The organism is Blastococcus sp. URHD0036, from assembly GCF_000701365.1.
GTDB lineage: Bacteria > Actinomycetota > Actinomycetes > Mycobacteriales > Geodermatophilaceae > Trujillonella.
In genome coordinates this window covers 100,333-115,941 of record NZ_JNIK01000017.1, presented here as the reverse complement: position 1 = coordinate 115,941, position 15,609 = coordinate 100,333, and the positions used below count along the sequence as shown (strand labels likewise).

Sequence of the window (15,609 nt, the reverse complement as noted above, 5' to 3'; positions counted from 1 at the left end):
GCCTCAGTCTGCCTGTGCCCTGCCTCACAGCGGGGTCGTTCCACCCCTTGGAGACCACCTCATGACGATCGCCCTGGACCCCGAGCTCTTCCTCCCCGAGCCCGAGCCGGCGCAGGTGCGCTACACGGTGATCTCGGTCGACGACCACGTCGTCGAGCCGCCGCACCTGTTCTCGACCTGGCTGCCGGCCGGCCTGGTCGACCGCGGCCCGCAGATGGTGGAGACCGAGACCGGCGCCCTGGTCTGGGAGTTCGAGGGCAAGGTCTTCAAGCAGGTCGGCATGAACGCCGTCGCCGGACGCCGTCCCGAGACGGTCGCGATGGAGCCCTTCCGGCTCGACCAGATGCGGGCCGGCTGCTACGACGTGCACGCCCGGGTGCGGGACATGGACACCGGCGGCATCTGGGCGATGCTGAACTTCCCGTCGCAGATCACCGGCTTCAGCGGCCGCGTCTTCTTCACCGCCAAGGACACCGAGGTCGGGCTCGCCTGCGTCCGGGCGTGGAACGACTGGCTCTACAACGAGTGGTACCTCTCCTACCCGGAGCGGATCATCCCCGGCGGCATCACCTACCTCGCCGACCCGGTCGAGGCCGTGCGCGAGATCGAGCGCAACGCCGCCCGCGGCTTCACCTCGGTGACCTTCCCCGAGCGGCCGCACGCGATCGGGCTGCCGTCGCTCTGGGACCGCGACCACTGGGACCCGATCATCCGGGCGTGCGTGGAGACCGACACGGTGATCTCGCTGCACGTCGGCAGCTCCGGCATGCACCCGTTCCCGCCCGGCGCCCCGATCCTGGAGCTCGGCGCCACCCTGTTCGGCCAGATGTCGCTGGGTGCCTGCTGCGAGTGGCTCTGGTCGGGCTTCCCGCGCGACTACCCGACCCTGAAGATCGCGATGAGCGAGGGCGGCATCGGCTGGGTGCCGATGCTGGTCGACCGGCTGGACAACATCGTCGACCGCTCCGGCTACGGCCGCGGCTGGGCCGAGCGACCGGCCGACGTGCTGCGCCGCAACTTCTGGTTCTGCACCATCGACGACCCCTCGACGATCGCGCTGCGCGACGTCATCGGCGTCGACCACATCATGCTGGAGACCGACTACCCGCACGGTGACGGCACGTGGCCGCACACGCAGGACGTGATCGAGAAGGCCTGGGCCGGCATCCCCGCCGCCGAGATGCGGAAGATGTGCAGCCAGAACGCGGCCGCCCTCTACCGGCACCCGCTGCCCGACGTCGTCCTCCCGCTCGACTGACCCCCACCCCGACGGCGCCGACCGAGGAGAGACCGATGTCGTTCGTCCCCACCGCCGACAAGCTGATCCCGGAGCTCACGCCCGCGCAGGAGATCGTGGTGCTGGCCCGCACCCTGTGGCGCGAGGGCTACAACGACCACCTCGCCGGGCACATCACCTACAACCTCGGCGACGGCACCCTGCTGTGCAATCCGTGGCTGCTGACCTGGGCGGAGTTCCGACCCCAGGACGTCATCCGGATCGATCTCGAGGGCAACCTCGTCGAGGGCGACTGGCCGGTGCCGCTGGGCATCCCGCTGCACCTGGAGCTGCACCGCGCCCGCCCCGGCGTGCAGGTCGCGCTGCACAACCACTCCCAGTTCGGCACCGTCTGGGCCGACATGGGCGAGGTCCCGCCGGTCTACGACCAGAGCTCGTCGCTCGGTGGCGGGGACCTGGTCCTCGTCGACGAGTACGACGGCGGGGTCGACAACTCGCAGGCCGCAGCCAAGGCCGTCGCGGCGATGGGCGAGGCCGAGCTCGCGCTGCTGGCCGGGCACGGCGTCTTCGTCCTCGGCTCGACCATCCGCGCTGTGCACCAGCGCGCGGTCGCGCTCGAGCAGCGCTGCAGGACCGCCTGGATGGTCCGCGCCAGCGGCAGCACCGCCGGCACCCGCCTGCCGGACTGGTACCTCGAGCGCAGTGCCCAGGCCGACGGCAACCGCTTCAAGGGCTTCTGGGAGGCCAGCGTCCGGGCCGAGCTCGTCCGGGAACCAACCCTCCTCTCGTGACGGTCGATGCCACCCTGCTGGCCGAGCTCGCCACGTTCAGCACGCCGGCGGCGCTCAACGGGCTCAAGCGACTGGGCGTCGACCCGGCCGACCTGCAGACGATGAGCCGCTCCGCCGTCCGCTGCACCTCGCCCGAGCTCGGCGTCCGGGTCGGCTTCGCGGCCACCCGCACGGTCAGCACCCGCCGCGGCGGCCCGCCGGCCGACCCGTCGCGGACCGCGGCGCTGACCGCGGCGGGGGAGGCCCAGCTGGCCGGCCTGCCGGCCCCGCGCTTCCTCGTCGCGCAGAACGTCGGCGAGTGGGAGGGGCCGGTGTGCATCTGGGGCGACGTCGGGGCGGCGATCAACCTGGCCGCCGGCGTGGTCGCGGGCGTCACCAACGGGCCGGTCCGCGACGTGCCGGAGATGGCCGCTGCCGGGTTCGCCACCTGGGCCGCCGGTGCCGACGTCGGGGGCGGTCACGTCGAGCTCGTCGCGGTGGGTGAGCCGGTGGAGATCGGCGGGGTGCGCGTTGCTGACGGCGACCTGCTGCACGCCGACGTGCACGGCGTGGCGCGGATCCCGCTGGAGCTGGCGGCCGGGCTGCCCGAGGCGATCCGCGCGCACGAGGCGGTCGAGCAGCGGGTCATGGCGGTCGCCCGCAGCGGGGCCTCCGCCGCCGAGATCGCCGCCGCCTGGCGTCCATAGGTCGCCGACTCCCGCGGCGGTGCCGCCGAAGGGACCCGACTGCCGCGCTGTGGCGCGGCAGTCGGGTCCACACCACGGCAGTGCCGGCTCGCGGCATGGGGACGGCGGCGCGGTGGGGTCAGCGGTAGGTGCCGCCGTTGATCGCCAGCTCGGTGCGGGAGATGAACGAGGACTCGTCGCTGGTGAGGAACAGGACCCCCGCCGCGACCTCCTCGGGCTCGCCGGCCCGGCCGAGGGCGTGCCGGCCGGGGATCGTCTCGTAGGCCGGGTGCGCCGGGTCGAACAGGTACTCGGTCATCGGCGTGCGGATGATCCCCGGGCAGACGGTGTTCACCCGGATGTCGGGCCCCCACTCGTAGGCCAGCGAGTGGCTCATCGCCAGCAGCCCGGCCTTGGTCGCGGAGTAGACGGCCATCCCCACCACGGGGCGCAGCGCCGCCATCGAGGCCACGTTCACGATCGTCGCGCGCCTGGCCGCCTGGAGATGGGGCAGCGCGGCCTGGCAGACGTAGAGCGGGCCGGCCAGGTTCACCCCGACCAGCTGGGCGACGTCGGCCGGTGTCGTCTCCGCGGCCGGGCGGTCGAGCAGGATCCCGGCGGCGTTCACCACGCCGTCGACGCCGCCCATCGCCGCGGCGGCGGCCGCCACCGCCGGGCCGACGGCCGCAGGGTCGGAGACGTCGACGGCGTGCGCGCTGCCACCGACCTCTGCCGCGATCCGGGCCGCCCCGTCGGCGTCGCGGTCGAGCACCGCGACCCGGGCGCCCTCGGTGGCGAACAGGCGCGCGATCGCCGCACCCATGCCCGAGGCCGCCCCGGTGACCAGCACCCGCCGTCCGTCCAGCCTCACGAGGCCACCTCTTCCCGCACTCCGGTCATGGTGAAGCCGCGGTAGCCGTCGGTGGCCACCTCGTCGCAGATCCGCCGGTAGGCGTCCAGCCCGCCGGCGTAGGGCAGGAACAGCCGCGGCTTGCCCGGCACGTTCGTGCCGAGGTACCAGGAGCTCGGGGCGTGCCGGTGCAGCGTCAGCTGCGTCGCGGCCTGGACCTCCTCGGTCCACTGGTCGCGGGCGGCCGGCTCCGCCTCGGTCCGCGTCAGCCCGGCCGAGCACAGGTGCACCAGGTGGTCGGTCACCCAGTCGACGTGCTGCTCGATGGCGATCACCACCGTGACCAGCACCGACGGGCTGCCCGGCCCGGTGAGCGTGAAGAGGTTCGGGAAGCCCGGGACGGCGAGCCCGAGGTAGGTCTGCGCGCCCGGCGCCCACTCCTCGGCGAGTGACCGGCCGCCGACCCCGCGGACGTCGATCCGGGTCAGCGCGCCGGTGAGCGCGTCGAACCCGGTGGCGAAGACGACGGTGTCAAACGCGTACTCGCCGGCGGTGGTGCGCAGCCCGGTCGGGGTGAACGTCTCGATGGTCTCGTCGCGCAGGTCGACCAGCTCGACGTGCGGGGAGTTGAACGTCTCGTAGTAGGCGGTGTCCACGCAGATCCGCTTCGAGCCGATCGGGTGCCCGCGCGGGCTGAGCTTCTCGGCGGTCTCCGGATCCGTGACGATCGAGCGGATCTTGTCGCGGACGAAGTCGGCCAGCAGCGCGTTGGCCTCGAGGTCCTTGCTGGTGTCGATGAACGTCGCGAGGAACTCGTTGCCGCCGAACTCCCAGGCCTTCTCGAGTTCGGCCCGGCGCTCCTCGGGGGAGACCTCGAGGATCCGCTTGCCGGTGGTCGGGATGACGTGCCCGGCCCGGGTGGTGAACGTCGCCGCCCGCCGGTCCGGGTACCCCGCCTTGGCCCGCGCCAGCTCGTCGTCCGACAGCGGCCGGTTCTGGGCGGGCAGGCTGAAGTTCGCCGTCCGCTGGAAGACGGTCACGTGCGCCGCCGACCGGGCGATCTCGGGCACGGCCTGGATGCCGGAGGATCCGGTGCCGATGACGGCGACCCGCTTGCCGGTCAGGTCCACGCCCTCGTCCGGCCACTGCGAGGTGTGCAGCGCCCGGCCGGCGAACGAGTCCAGGCCCGGGAACGGCGGGGTCTGCGCCGCGGACAGGGCACCGACCGCCGAGACCAGGAAGCGGCAGGTCACCGTCTCGCCGGCGGAGGTGGTCACCCGCCAGCCGGTCAGCCCCTCGTCCCACGCCGCCGCGGTCACCCGGGTGTCGAAGGTGATCGCACCCACGACGTCGAGCCGCTCGGCGACGAAGCGGGCATAGCGCTGGATCTCCGGTTGGGTGGCGAACCGCTCGCTCCAGTTCCAGTCGCGGTCCAGCTCGGGGGAGAAGGAGTACTGGTAGCTGAGGCTCGGCACGTCGCAGCGGGCGCCGGGGTAGCGGTTCCAGAACCACACCCCGCCGACGTCGCTGCCTGCCTCGAAGGCACGCACCGCGAACCCGGCCTCCCGCAGCCGGTGGATCGCGTAGATGCCACCGAAGCCTGCGCCGATCACGACGACGTCGACGTCCGTACTCATCACGCGACACCCAGCCCGCGGCGCAGCGCGTCGACCAGCTCGCCGCGCATGCGGCGGGACACCGCGGCCTGCGGGAACGCCCCGGCCGACCCGTGGAAGGTGCCGGGGAAGGCGTGCAGCTCCACCGGGACCCCGGCCGCCATCAGCCGCTGGGCGTACTCGATGCCCTCGTCGCGCAGCGGGTCGAACTCGGCCACCGCGAGGTAGGCCGGCGGCAGGCCGGCCAGGTCGTCGGACCGGGCGGGCGCCGCGTAGGGGGTGGCCGAGCCGTCCCCGAGGTAGTGCCGCCAGGCGGTGCGGGCGTTCGACAGGTCCCACAGCGGGGTGTCGGTGAAGGCCTGCACGGACGGCGTCGCCAGCCGGTCGTCGAGCATCGGGATGTCCAGCAGCTGGAAGGCCACGGCCGGTCCGCCGCGGTCCCGCGCGGCCAGGGCGAGCGCCGCGGCCAGCCCGGCTCCCGCGCTGACCCCGCCGACGGCCACCCGCGCCGGGTCCACGCCCAGCTCGGCTGCGGACCCGGCCAGCCAGCACAGGGCCGCCCAGCAGTCGTCGAACGCCGCGGGGAACCGGTGCTCGGGCGCCAGCCGGTAGTCCACCGACGCCACCACCGCGCCGACCTCCGCGCAGAGCCCCGCGGGCGAGGCGAGGTCGGTCTCCGCGCTGTGCATCACGTAGCCGCCGCCGTGCGCGTAGAGCAGCGCCGGGGCCGGGCCGGCCGCGTCCGGCCGGAACACCACGACGGGGACCTCGGTGCCCGGCACGGTCCGGCGCTCCACGGTCACCCCGGGCGGCGGGGCGAAGGGCGGCCGGCCGGACTGCATCGCCGCCAGCGTCGCCCGCGCCGCGGCGGCGTCGGTGACGTCCAGGTCGGGGAGCAGCGGCACGAACGGCGCCAACTCGGGGTCCAGGGATCGGGTCATGCGCTGTCTCCTCGGACGAGGTCCCCGCGGGGCCGACCAGCGGCCCGCCATCAGTACAAACATAGCCAGGACAGAGCCGGAGCGCGACGGTCACCGGTTACCTCCGCGAAACGCGGCACGGCGGTGTGCGTAACACGGCTGCGGTCCACTGTCGTGACACAGTGATTCCCAGCAGTGATCACCGAGGAGTGCCGCATGGCTGGACCGAGCGAGTTGGCCGTCCGGGCCGAGGAGGCCGGGACGAAGTTCATCCTGGCCCTGTTCGTCGACCTCACCGGCAAGCCGTGCGCCAAGCTGGTGCCGGTCGAGGCAGTCGAGCAGCTGGCGACCGAGGGCGTGGGCTTCGCCGGGTACGCCGTCGGCGCGATCGGGCAGCAGCCCCGGGACCCGGACCTCATGGCGATCCCCGACGTCGCCTCCTTCACCCCGATCCCCTTCGTGAAGGAGGGGCTCGCGCTCGTGCACTGCGACCCGCACGTCGAGGGGAAGCCCTGGCCCTACGCGCCCCGGGTCATCCTGAAGGCGGCCGTCGCGGCGGCGGCCGCGGCCGGCTACGTGCCGTTCGCCGGAGCCGAGGTCGAGTACTTCCTGCTCCGCCGGGACAGCAGTGGCGCCCTCGTGCCCGCCGACGCGCAGGACACCGCCGACCGGCCCTGCTACGACGCCCGCGGCGTGACCCGGATGTACGACCACCTCACCGGCATCAGCACCGCCATGAACAGCCTCGGCTGGGGCAACTACGCCAACGACCACGAGGACGGCAACGGGCAGTTCGAGCAGAACTTCGAGTACGCCGACGCCCTGACCACGGCCGACCGGGTCGTCACCCTGCGCTACCTGCTCAACGTGATGGCCGCCGAGCGCGGGATGATCGCGACCTTCATGCCGAAGCCGTTCGCCGACCGGACGGGTTCGGGGCTGCACCTGCACCTCTCGCTGCGCGACGCGGCCACGGGGACGGCCGTCTTCCCGGCGGGGGAGGACGCCGACCCGATCGGGCTCGGCCTGTCCAAGACGGCGTACAGCTTCGTCGCCGGCCTCCTCGAGCACGCCTGCGCGCTGCAGGCGGTGATCGCGCCGACGGTCAACTCCTACAAGCGCACCGGGTCGTCGGCCTCGAGCGCCAGCGGGGCGACCTGGGCGCCCACCCTGCCGACCTATGGCGGGAACGACCGCACCCACTACGTGCGCATCCCCGACGACCAGCGGATCGAGCTGCGCGGCGGTGACGGGTCGGCCAACCCCTACCTGGCCATCGCGGCCGCGGTCGGCGCCGGGCTGGACGGCGTCGCGCTCGGCCTCGCGCTCGGCGACGTGGGCACCGGCCCCGGCACGCCGTTCCCCGCGACCCTGCTGCACGCGGTCGACGCGTTCGACGCCGACGACGTCGTCAAGGGCGTCCTCGACGCGGTCGGCCCCGGCGTCGCCGACTACTTCGCCGGGCTGAAGAAGGACGAGTTCTTCGCCTACCACTCGGCCGTCTCCACCTGGGAGCACGACCGCTACCTGACGGCGATCTGAGGGAGGACCACCACATGTGCGGGATCGTCGGGTTGCACCTGCGCAACCCCGAGCTCCACGCCCGGCTGGGCGAGCTGCTCACCGGGATGCTCTGCGAGATGGAGGACCGCGGGGCCGACTCCGCGGGCATCGCCGTGTACGGCGACGACGGGTGGTCGCCGGCCGGCCTGGCCACGATCTCCCTCGTCGACCTCGCGGCGCCGGCTGCCGAGGTGGCCGCGGCCCTGGGCGCCGCGCTGCACACCGAGGTGTCGGCGCGCGCGGTCGGCGACGTGCTGCTGGCCAGCGCCGCGGGAACCCCCGAGGCCCTGCTGGCCGCCGCCCGGGCCTGCTACCCGCACGTCCTCGTCGGCGGGTTCGGCAACGACGTCGCCGTCCTCAAGGGCGTCGGCTCCCCGCGGGCGCTCGCGCAGCAGTGGGGTCTGGCCGAGGCCACCGGGTGGCAGGGGGTGGGCCACACCCGCATGGCCACCGAGTCGGCCGTGACGTCGTCCGGCGCGCACCCGTACGCGGTCGGGCCCGACCAGTGCCTGGTGCACAACGGGTCCTTCGCCAACCACGCGACGATCCGCCGCGACCTGCGCGCGGCCGGCATCGAGTTCGACTCCGAGAACGACACCGAGGTCGGCGCCCGCTTCGTGGCCCGCGCCCTGGCCGCCGGCGCGGATGTCGCGACCGCGCTCACCGACCTCACCACGACCTTCGACGGCTTCTACACGCTGCTGGTCTCCAACCGGGACTCCTTCGCCGTCGTCCGCGACGCCATCGCCTGCAAGCCCGCCGTCATCGCCGAGACCGACGACTGGGTGGCGATGGCCAGCGAGTACCGGGCGCTGGCCTCCCTGCCGGGGGTCGAGCGGGCCCGGATCTGGGAGCCCGAGCCCGAGGTCGTCTACGCCTGGACCCGGTCGCCGCAGGCCGCGGAGGTGGCCGCGTGAGCACCACCTTCGACCTGGCCACCACGCCGCTGCGCGAGGTCAACGCCGCGCTGCACGTCGAGGGTCTCGCCGGGGAGTACGTCGTCGAGAACCCGCGCGGTGCGCACAACGTCGCCGTCGGCCTCGACGCCCCGGTGACCGTGACGATCCGAGGCCACGTCGGCTACTACGCCGCGGGCATGAACCAGCGGGCCGACGTGACGATCGAGGGCAACGCCGGCACCGGGGTCGCCGAGAACATGATGAGCGGCACGGTGCACGTCACCGGCAACGCGTCCCAGTCGGCCGGCGCCACCGGGCGCGGTGGGCTGCTCGTCGTGGACGGCGACGCCGCGGCCCGCTGCGGCATCTCGCTCAAGGGCCTGGACATCGTGGTGGGCGGCTCCATCGGCCACATGAGCGCCTTCATGGCCCAGCGCGGCCGGCTCGTCGTCCGCGGGGACGCCGGTGACGCGCTCGGCGACTCGATCTACGAGGCCCGCCTCTACGTGCGCGGCAGCGTGCGGAGCCTCGGCGCGGACTGCGTGGCCAAGGAGATGCGCCCCGAGCACCGCGAGGAGCTGGCCGGCCTGCTGAAGGCCGCCTGCTACGAGGACGACGACCCGGCGGACTACACCCGCTACGGGTCGGCCCGGACGCTCTACCACTTCCACTCGGACAACACCTACTGAGGACGACGACGATGACCGCCACTCCTGAGGACCGGGCCCGGCGGGGTCTGCGCGAGTCCGCGACCTTCGACCGCACCACCATCGCCGCGATCCAGCGGGCCGCCGAGACCGGGATCTACGACATCCGCGGCTGGGGCGCCAAGCGGGCGCTGCCGCACTTCGACGACCTGCTCTTCCTCGGCGCGAGCATGAGCCGCTACCCGCTGGAGGGCTACCGGGAGAAGTGCGGCACGGACGTCGTCCTCGGTGCGCGGAACGCCAGGTTCCCGCTGCACCTGGACATCCCGGTCACCATCGCCGGGATGTCCTTCGGGGCGCTGTCGGGCCGGGCCAAGGAGGCGCTGGGCCGCGGCGCGTCGGAGACCGGCACGTCGACCACGACCGGCGACGGCGGGATGACGCCGGAGGAGCGCGGGCACTCCAAGCACCTCGTCTACCAGTACCTCCCCAACCGGTACGGCATGAACCCCGACGACCTCCGCCGGGCCGACGCCATCGAGATCGTCCTCGGCCAGGGCGCCAAGCCCGGCGGCGGCGGGATGCTGCTGGGCCAGAAGGTGTCCGAGCGGGTGGCCGGCATGCGCGACCTGCCGCAGGGCATCGACCAGCGCTCGGCCTCCCGCCATCCCGACTGGACCGGCCCCGACGACCTCACCATCAAGATCGCCGAGCTCCGGGAGATCACCGACTGGGAGAAGCCGGTCTACGTCAAGGTCGGCGCCAGCCGGACCTACTACGACGTGAAGCTGGCGGTGCACGCCGGCGCCGACGTCGTGGTGGTCGACGGGATGCAGGGCGGCACCGCCGCCACGCAGGAGGTCTTCATCGAGCACGTCGGCATCCCGACGATCGCGGCGATCCCGCAGGCGGTGCAGGCGCTGCAGGAGCTCGGGGTGCACAAGCAGCCCGGCGGCGTGCAGTTGATCGTCTCCGGCGGCATCCGCAACGGGGCCGACGTCGCCAAGTGCCTGGCGCTCGGGGCCGACGCCGTCGCGATCGGCACCGCGGCGCTGATCGCGCTGGGGGACAACGACCCGAAGTACGCGGCCGCGTACGAGGCGCTGGGCTCCGCACCCGGCTTCTACGACCAGTACCAGGCGGGCCAGGACCCGGCCGGCATCACCACCCAGGACCCCGAGCTGCAGAAGGCCCTGGACCCGGTGGCCGGCGGGCGGCGGGTCGCCAACTTCCTCCGCGTCCTGACCATGGAGGCGCAGACGGTGGCCCGGGCCTGCGGCAAGGCGCACGTCACCCACCTCGAGCCCGAGGACCTGGTCGCGCTCTCCATCGAGGCCGCCGCCATGGCCCGCGTCCCGCTCGCCGGCACCGGCTGGATCCCCGGTCAGGGGACCTGGTGAGGGTCGTCGTCGTCGGCGGCGGGCTGATCGGCCTGTCCATCGCCCGCGCGCTCACCGCCCGCGGCGTCGGTGAGGTGCTCGTGCTGGAGCGCTCCTCGCTCGTCAGCGGGGGCACCGGCAAGTCCAGCGGCATCGTGCGGGCGCACTACGGCGTCCCCTCGATCGCCGCCATGGCGCTGCGCAGCCTCCCCGTGTTCGAGGAGCTCGGGGCGGAGGTCGGGTTCCGCCAGGTGGGCTACGCCGTCCTCGTGGGGGACGAGAACGCCGAGCCCCTCAAGGCCAACACGGCGATGCACCAGTCGCTGGGCATCGAGGTCGACCTCATCGACCCCGCCGAGCTCCAGGCGATGTGGCCGATGCTGAACGTCGACGACGTCGCGCTCGCCTCCTACGAGGCCCGCGGCGGGTTCGCCGACGCCACCCAGCTCGCGCTGCACTTCGGCCGGGTCGCCCGCGACGGCGGCGCGCGGATCCGGCAGAACACCCCGGTCGCCCGCGTCGTCACCACGGGGGAGCGGGTCACCGGCGTCGAGCTCGAGGGCGGGGAGGTCGTCGAGGCCGACGTCGTCGTGGTCGCCTCCGGCTGGTGGTCGGCGACGCTGCTGGCCGACCTCGGGATCGACTTCCCGGTCGAGGCCTACCGCTCCGAACTGCTGGTCGTGGACGCCGGGGAGCCGCTGCCGGACCTGCCGGTGATCAGCGACCTGGTGAGCCTGCAGTACTGCCGGGTCGAGGGGGCCGGCCAGTTCCTCGTCGGCAACAGCGACCACGCCGACTTCCGGGAGGGGCTCGTCGACCCCGACGACTACTCGAACATCGCGGCCCCGGCCAGCGTCGAGAAGTACGCGGAGAAGGTGCTGCACCGCTTCCCGGGCTTCCCCGACCCGTCGGTCACCCACACCTACGCCGGCGTGTACGACGTGCCGCCGGACTGGAACCCGGTCATCGCGCCGGTCGCCGGCGTCGAGGGCCTGGTGCTCGCCGCCGGGTTCGCCGGTCACGGCTTCAAGATCAGTCCCGCGGTGGGCGACCTCGTGGCCGACCTCGTCCTGGAGGGCGACAGCACCGATCCCGACGTCCCCGCCGCGGACTTCCGGCTGGAGCGGTTCGCCGAGGGCCGGCCGCTGGTCAGCGCGCACCCGTACGTCGGGGCCGGGGAGATGCGGTGACCCGCACGCAGCCGACCGCGGTCGGCCTGCTCGCCGAGATCGCGGCGATCGGCCGGGCGGCGGACTCCGGCGGCTACCGCCGGTTCGCGTGGACCCGGGCCGACGCCGACCTCCGGGAGTGGTTCGCCGGGCAGGCCACGGCGCTGGGCCTGGACGTGACCGAGGACCGCGTCGGCAACCAGTGGGCGTGGTGGGGGGACCCGGACGCGAGCCGGGCCGCGGGCCGGCCCGGCGTGGTGACGGGTTCGCACCTGGACTCGGTGCCCGACGGCGGCGCCTTCGACGGGCCGCTCGGGGTCGCCTCCTCGCTGGCCGCCGTCGCGGCGCTGAAGGCCGAGGGCTTCGTCCCCGGCCGGGCCCTGGGGGTGGCCAACTTCGTCGACGAGGAGGGTGCGCGCTTCGGCGTCGCCTGCGCGGGGTCGCGCGTGCTGACCGGCGCCATGACCGCCGACCACGCGCTGGGGCTGACCGACGCCGAGGGCACGACGATGGCCGAGGCACTGCGCTCGGCCGGCCGGGATCCGGCGGCCGTCGGCCGCGACGACGAGACGCTCGCCCGGATCGGCACCTTCGTCGAGCTGCACATCGAGCAGGGGCGCCACCTCGGCGACACCCCGTGGCCGGTGGCGGTGGGCTCGGCCATCTGGCCGCACGGCCGCTGGCGCTTCGACTTCGCCGGCGAGGCCAACCACGCCGGCACGACCCGGCTGGCCGACCGGCGGGACCCGATGCTCGACCTGGCCGCACTGATCCAGCAGGCGCGCCGCTCCGCCGAGGAGCTCGGCTGCGTCGCCACCGTCGGCAAGGTCCGGGTGCTGCCCAACGGCGTGAACGCCATCCCGTCGGCGGTCAGCGGCTGGCTGGACGCCCGGGGCCCGGACGAGGCGGCGGTCCGGCGGCTGGTCCCGGCCGTCGAGGCCGCGCTGGGACACCCGGCGGTGACCGAGTCGTTCACCGCCGACACCCGGTTCGACGCCGACCTCGCCGCGGGCCTGGCCGGGCTCCTCGGTGGCGTGCCGGTCATCGGCACCGGCGCCGGGCACGACGCCGGGATCCTCTCCACGGCCGGCATCCGCTCGGCGATGCTGTTCGTGCGGAACCCGACCGGGGTCTCGCACTCGCCGGCCGAGCACGCCGGCGACGACGACTGCGAGGCCGGGGTCGGCGCGCTGGCGACCGTCCTGCGCTCCCTGGCCGGGGAGGCGCGCCGATGACCGACCCCTCGCTGCTCCGCAACGCCTCGGGCACCGCCCGCGACCGGGCGCCGGACGAGCCGATCGAGGAGCTCGAGCTGGAGGCGGCGATCGGCCGCAACGTGCGCGAGCTCCGGGTCCGGCACGGCTGGTCGATCGCCGACCTCGCCGGCCGCACCGGGATCTCCAAGGCGATGCTCTCCAAGATCGAGAACGCCCTCACCTCGTGCAGCCTGGCCACCCTCGCCGCGCTGTCCAAGGGCCTGGACGTGCCCGTCACCTCGCTGTTCCGCGGGGCGGACGTCGAGCGGCCGGCCTCCTTCGTCAAGGCCGGGCAGGGCACCCCCATCGTCCGCAACGGCACCCAGGCCGGGCACGAGTACAACCTCCTGGGTGGGCTGCGCGGCGAGCACAAGCGCCTGGAGTGCCTCCTCGTCACGCTGAACGACGAGAGCGAGGCCTATCCGCTCTTCCAGCACCCCGGCACCGAGTTCATCTACGTGCTCGAGGGCGCCATGGACTACGGGCACAGCCGCGCGGTGTACCGGCTGGAGGCCGGCGACTCGCTGCAGATGGACGGCGAGGGAGCGCACGGTCCGGTCGGCCTCGTGCAGCTGCCGATCCGCTTCCTGTCGATCATCGCCTTCCCCGATGCCACCGTCTGACGTCCTCGTGGTCGCGGCCGCCGACCGGCGCCGGGAGCGGTGGCGCAACGGTCGGGGCTGGACCACCGAGCTCGCCCGGTCGCCCGCGACCGGCCCGTGGGAGTGGCGGCTCTCGATCGCCGAGAGCGACCGCCCGGCACCCTTCTCGGCCTTCGCGGGTGTCGACCGCCACCTCGTGCTGCTGGAGGGGCGGGCTGCGGCTGCGGTTCGACGACGGCGAGGTCGTGACGCTGGAGCGGGGCGGCGACACCCGCCGCTTCGCGGGGGAGCGGAGCCTGGTCGGCGAGCCGGTGGCCGGTCCGACCCGTCAGCTCAACCTCATGTGGCGGCGCGACCGGCTGGACGCGGTGGTTGCCGCGGGGGAGCCGGTCCGGGCGTCCGAGCTCGCCGTCCACCCGGAGGAAGCCGGTGGGATCCGGGTGGAGTTCCACGACGCGGACGTCGGGGTGGTCTGCCGGCTGACCCCCCGCGGGCCGGTCAGGTCGTAGCCGGGGCGCTGCGGATGTCCATCCCGCGGACGGTGAGGCAGACCCCGTCGGACAGCCGCCACTCCCACCCGTGCACGCCGCACGTCAGGACGCCGTCCTCGACGCTGCCCACCGCGGTCAGGTCCGCCTGCTGGTGCGGGCAGAGCCGCTGGAAGGTCCAGCCGTCCACGGTGACGTCCTCGCCACCGGCCAGCCGGAGCGTCACCCAGGCCTCGAGCCGGTCGAGCCGGGCGGGGTCGAGGCTGCCCAGGAAGAGGAACACCAGCTCGTTCTCCCGGCCGATTCGGCGGGCGGAGAACCGGCCGGACAGGAACAGGCTGTGCACCCAGTCGGTCTCGCGGACGGCGACCAGGTGCTCCAGCACCGCCCGGTCGACTCTCAGCTCGTAGCGGACCTTCTCGCCGGCGTAGGCGCGCACCGACCGGCCGGGGAAGTCCAGCAGCAGGTCGACGTCGCCGCGCACCGGGTCGGTCCCGGTCAGCCGGACGGCCACCGCCACGCCGTCGGCCACGCCCGGGGCCCGGGCCAGCAGGGGTTCCACCCAGCCGCGCAGCTCGGCGAGCAGGTCGAGGTCACGGGCCGGCGGGGGAGTCCAGGCCGCGCGGGGCCGCGCCGCCGTCCCGGCGTCCCCGCCGGACCGGACCGGCATGCCCGGCTCCCGCGGGTCGACGACCGAGCCGGGCGGCAGCAGGCGCACGTGCTCGTAGCCGCGCTCGGCCATCCAGTCGCGGAAGGCGGCCGGGTCGGGGTGCGCCGGCGCCTCGCCGCGGACGGCGGGCGGACCGCCGATGGGCACGACGTGCGCCGCGCCGACCTCGCTGACGTGGCGGCGAGCGGAGCGGAAGGCGTGCGCGCGCTGGTCCGCCGCGATCGCCTGCTTGGCGGCCTCGGGCAGCTCGTAGGCCGTCGGCGACCAGCCGGCCGGCACGACCTGCAGCAGGTGGACGTCGACCGGTCCGAGCGCGGTCACCAGCGCCAGGTCGCGCGGCTGCGCGTCGCCCTGCACGAGCACGGTCGCCTCGCCGTCGGAGAGCCAGAGCATCGCCGTCCCCGACGGGCCGTCCATGGGCCGGGTCAGCGTCGGGACGGCGACCCGCAGCCCGCCGACCTCCGTGACCTCGCCGGAGCGGGTCTCCACGAAGCGGGTGAAGCCGATCCCGGCCAGCCGGTCGCGGAGCTCGGGGAGCGGGAGGTCGGGCAGCAGGACGGGGACGTCGCGGCGCACGTACCGGGCGAGCAGGTCGAGGTCGAGGTGGTCCGGGGCGACGGAGGAGACGACGAGGAGGTCGACGTCGGCCAGCGCCGCCCAGTCGAGGTGGGCGTTGTCCGGGAACGGCGTCCACGCGCCCAGGTACGCCGGCGTCGTCCACGGGTCGACGAGCACGCTCGCCGCCGCGGTGTCGATGCGCAGGCCGGCGTGCCCGAGCCCGGTGATGCGCATGGGCGGGGGTCCTCCTCGATCGGCTGAGCGTCGTTCAGGAGTGTGACAGCCCGGACGCGCCGCCT

General features: G+C 74.2%; 14 protein-coding genes and 1 pseudogene. 11 read left to right on the top strand and 4 right to left on the bottom strand.

Annotated elements, in window-relative coordinates; all coding sequences use genetic code 11:
• The first annotated feature begins 61 nt into the window (after positions 1–61).
• Genes N555_RS0118990 through N555_RS0118980 form a run of 3 tightly spaced genes read left to right on the top strand, consistent with a single transcriptional unit; the run spans position 62 to position 2,714 of the window.
• Entirely contained in the window at positions 62–1,258 is a 1,197-nt protein-coding gene (locus N555_RS0118990) for an amidohydrolase family protein (protein ID WP_029433075.1), read from the top strand.
• 35 nt (positions 1,259–1,293) lie between these two features.
• Positions 1,294–2,028 (top strand): class II aldolase/adducin family protein, encoded by a 735-nt coding sequence (locus tag N555_RS0118985; RefSeq protein ID WP_029433074.1) that lies wholly within the window; start codon positions 1,294–1,296, stop codon positions 2,026–2,028.
• Entirely contained in the window at positions 2,025–2,714 is a 690-nt protein-coding gene (locus N555_RS0118980; RefSeq protein WP_029433073.1) for an RraA family protein, read from the top strand. The genes N555_RS0118985 and N555_RS0118980 overlap by 4 nt, the downstream gene beginning before the upstream one ends.
• A 118-nt stretch (positions 2,715–2,832) precedes the next feature.
• On the opposite strand, the gene N555_RS0118975 is transcribed toward N555_RS0118980, so the two are convergent.
• From N555_RS0118975 to N555_RS0118965, 3 genes are read right to left on the bottom strand one after another with little or no spacing between them, the layout of a single operon-like run.
• Positions 2,833–3,564: an SDR family NAD(P)-dependent oxidoreductase gene (locus N555_RS0118975; RefSeq protein ID WP_029433072.1), complete on the bottom strand. Its 732-nt coding sequence runs from the start codon at positions 3,562–3,564 to the stop codon at positions 2,833–2,835.
• Complete coding sequence (locus N555_RS0118970) at positions 3,561–5,180, bottom strand: flavin-containing monooxygenase (protein WP_029433071.1); 1,620 nt, start codon at positions 5,178–5,180, stop codon at positions 3,561–3,563. Before N555_RS0118970 ends, N555_RS0118975 begins: the two co-directional genes overlap by 4 nt.
• Positions 5,180–6,100, bottom strand: coding sequence for an alpha/beta hydrolase (locus N555_RS0118965; protein WP_029433070.1), 921 nt, complete (start codon positions 6,098–6,100; stop codon positions 5,180–5,182). Before N555_RS0118965 ends, N555_RS0118970 begins: the two co-directional genes overlap by 1 nt.
• Positions 6,101–6,295: 195 nt before the next feature.
• Between N555_RS0118965 and glnT the strand changes: the two genes are divergently transcribed.
• The 8 genes and pseudogenes from glnT (at position 6,296) to N555_RS27015 (ending at position 14,103) form a co-directional block, all read left to right on the top strand.
• Positions 6,296–7,621 (top strand): type III glutamate--ammonia ligase, encoded by a 1,326-nt coding sequence (glnT, locus tag N555_RS0118960; RefSeq protein ID WP_029433069.1) that lies wholly within the window; start codon positions 6,296–6,298, stop codon positions 7,619–7,621.
• A 14-nt stretch (positions 7,622–7,635) separates the two neighbouring features.
• A complete protein-coding gene (locus tag N555_RS0118955; protein ID WP_029433068.1) occupies positions 7,636–8,559 on the top strand; it encodes a class II glutamine amidotransferase domain-containing protein in 924 nt (307 codons plus the stop codon).
• Complete coding sequence (locus N555_RS0118950; protein WP_029433067.1) at positions 8,556–9,230, top strand: protein glxC; 675 nt, start codon at positions 8,556–8,558, stop codon at positions 9,228–9,230. Before N555_RS0118955 ends, N555_RS0118950 begins: the two co-directional genes overlap by 4 nt.
• Positions 9,231–9,241: 11 nt before the next feature.
• A complete protein-coding gene (locus N555_RS0118945; protein ID WP_029433066.1) occupies positions 9,242–10,588 on the top strand; it encodes an FMN-binding glutamate synthase family protein in 1,347 nt (448 codons plus the stop codon).
• Entirely contained in the window at positions 10,585–11,757 is a 1,173-nt protein-coding gene (locus N555_RS0118940) for an NAD(P)/FAD-dependent oxidoreductase (RefSeq protein WP_231503012.1), read from the top strand. The genes N555_RS0118945 and N555_RS0118940 overlap by 4 nt, the downstream gene beginning before the upstream one ends.
• Positions 11,754–12,971: an allantoate amidohydrolase gene (locus N555_RS0118935; protein WP_051684242.1), complete on the top strand. Its 1,218-nt coding sequence runs from the start codon at positions 11,754–11,756 to the stop codon at positions 12,969–12,971. Before N555_RS0118940 ends, N555_RS0118935 begins: the two co-directional genes overlap by 4 nt.
• Positions 12,968–13,615, top strand: coding sequence for a helix-turn-helix domain-containing protein (locus N555_RS0118930; RefSeq protein WP_029433063.1), 648 nt, complete (start codon positions 12,968–12,970; stop codon positions 13,613–13,615). The genes N555_RS0118935 and N555_RS0118930 overlap by 4 nt, the downstream gene beginning before the upstream one ends.
• Positions 13,602–14,103: pseudogene (locus tag N555_RS27015) on the top strand (HutD family protein). Before N555_RS0118930 ends, N555_RS27015 begins: the two are co-directional and overlap by 14 nt.
• Here N555_RS27015 and N555_RS0118920 read toward each other — a convergent pair.
• Positions 14,093–15,544, bottom strand: coding sequence for a Rieske 2Fe-2S domain-containing protein (locus N555_RS0118920; protein ID WP_034511491.1), 1,452 nt, complete (start codon positions 15,542–15,544; stop codon positions 14,093–14,095). The pseudogene N555_RS27015 and the gene N555_RS0118920 sit on opposite strands and share 11 nt — an antisense overlap.
• Positions 15,545–15,609: the final 65 nt, after the last annotated feature.

Coding starts and splice junctions, on each gene's coding strand:
- N555_RS0118990 (WP_029433075.1), top strand. CDS start 62: ATGACGATCGCCCTGGACCCCGAGCTCTTCCTCCCCGAGCCCGAGCCG.
- N555_RS0118985 (WP_029433074.1), top strand. CDS start 1,294: ATGTCGTTCGTCCCCACCGCCGACAAGCTGATCCCGGAGCTCACGCCC.
- N555_RS0118970 (WP_029433071.1), bottom strand. CDS start 5,180: ATGAGTACGGACGTCGACGTCGTCGTGATCGGCGCAGGCTTCGGTGGC.
- N555_RS0118965 (WP_029433070.1), bottom strand. CDS start 6,100: ATGACCCGATCCCTGGACCCCGAGTTGGCGCCGTTCGTGCCGCTGCTC.
- glnT (WP_029433069.1), top strand. CDS start 6,296: ATGGCTGGACCGAGCGAGTTGGCCGTCCGGGCCGAGGAGGCCGGGACG.
- N555_RS0118955 (WP_029433068.1), top strand. CDS start 7,636: ATGTGCGGGATCGTCGGGTTGCACCTGCGCAACCCCGAGCTCCACGCC.
- N555_RS0118945 (WP_029433066.1), top strand. CDS start 9,242: ATGACCGCCACTCCTGAGGACCGGGCCCGGCGGGGTCTGCGCGAGTCC.
- N555_RS0118930 (WP_029433063.1), top strand. CDS start 12,968: ATGACCGACCCCTCGCTGCTCCGCAACGCCTCGGGCACCGCCCGCGAC.
- N555_RS0118920 (WP_034511491.1), bottom strand. CDS start 15,544: ATGCGCATCACCGGGCTCGGGCACGCCGGCCTGCGCATCGACACCGCG.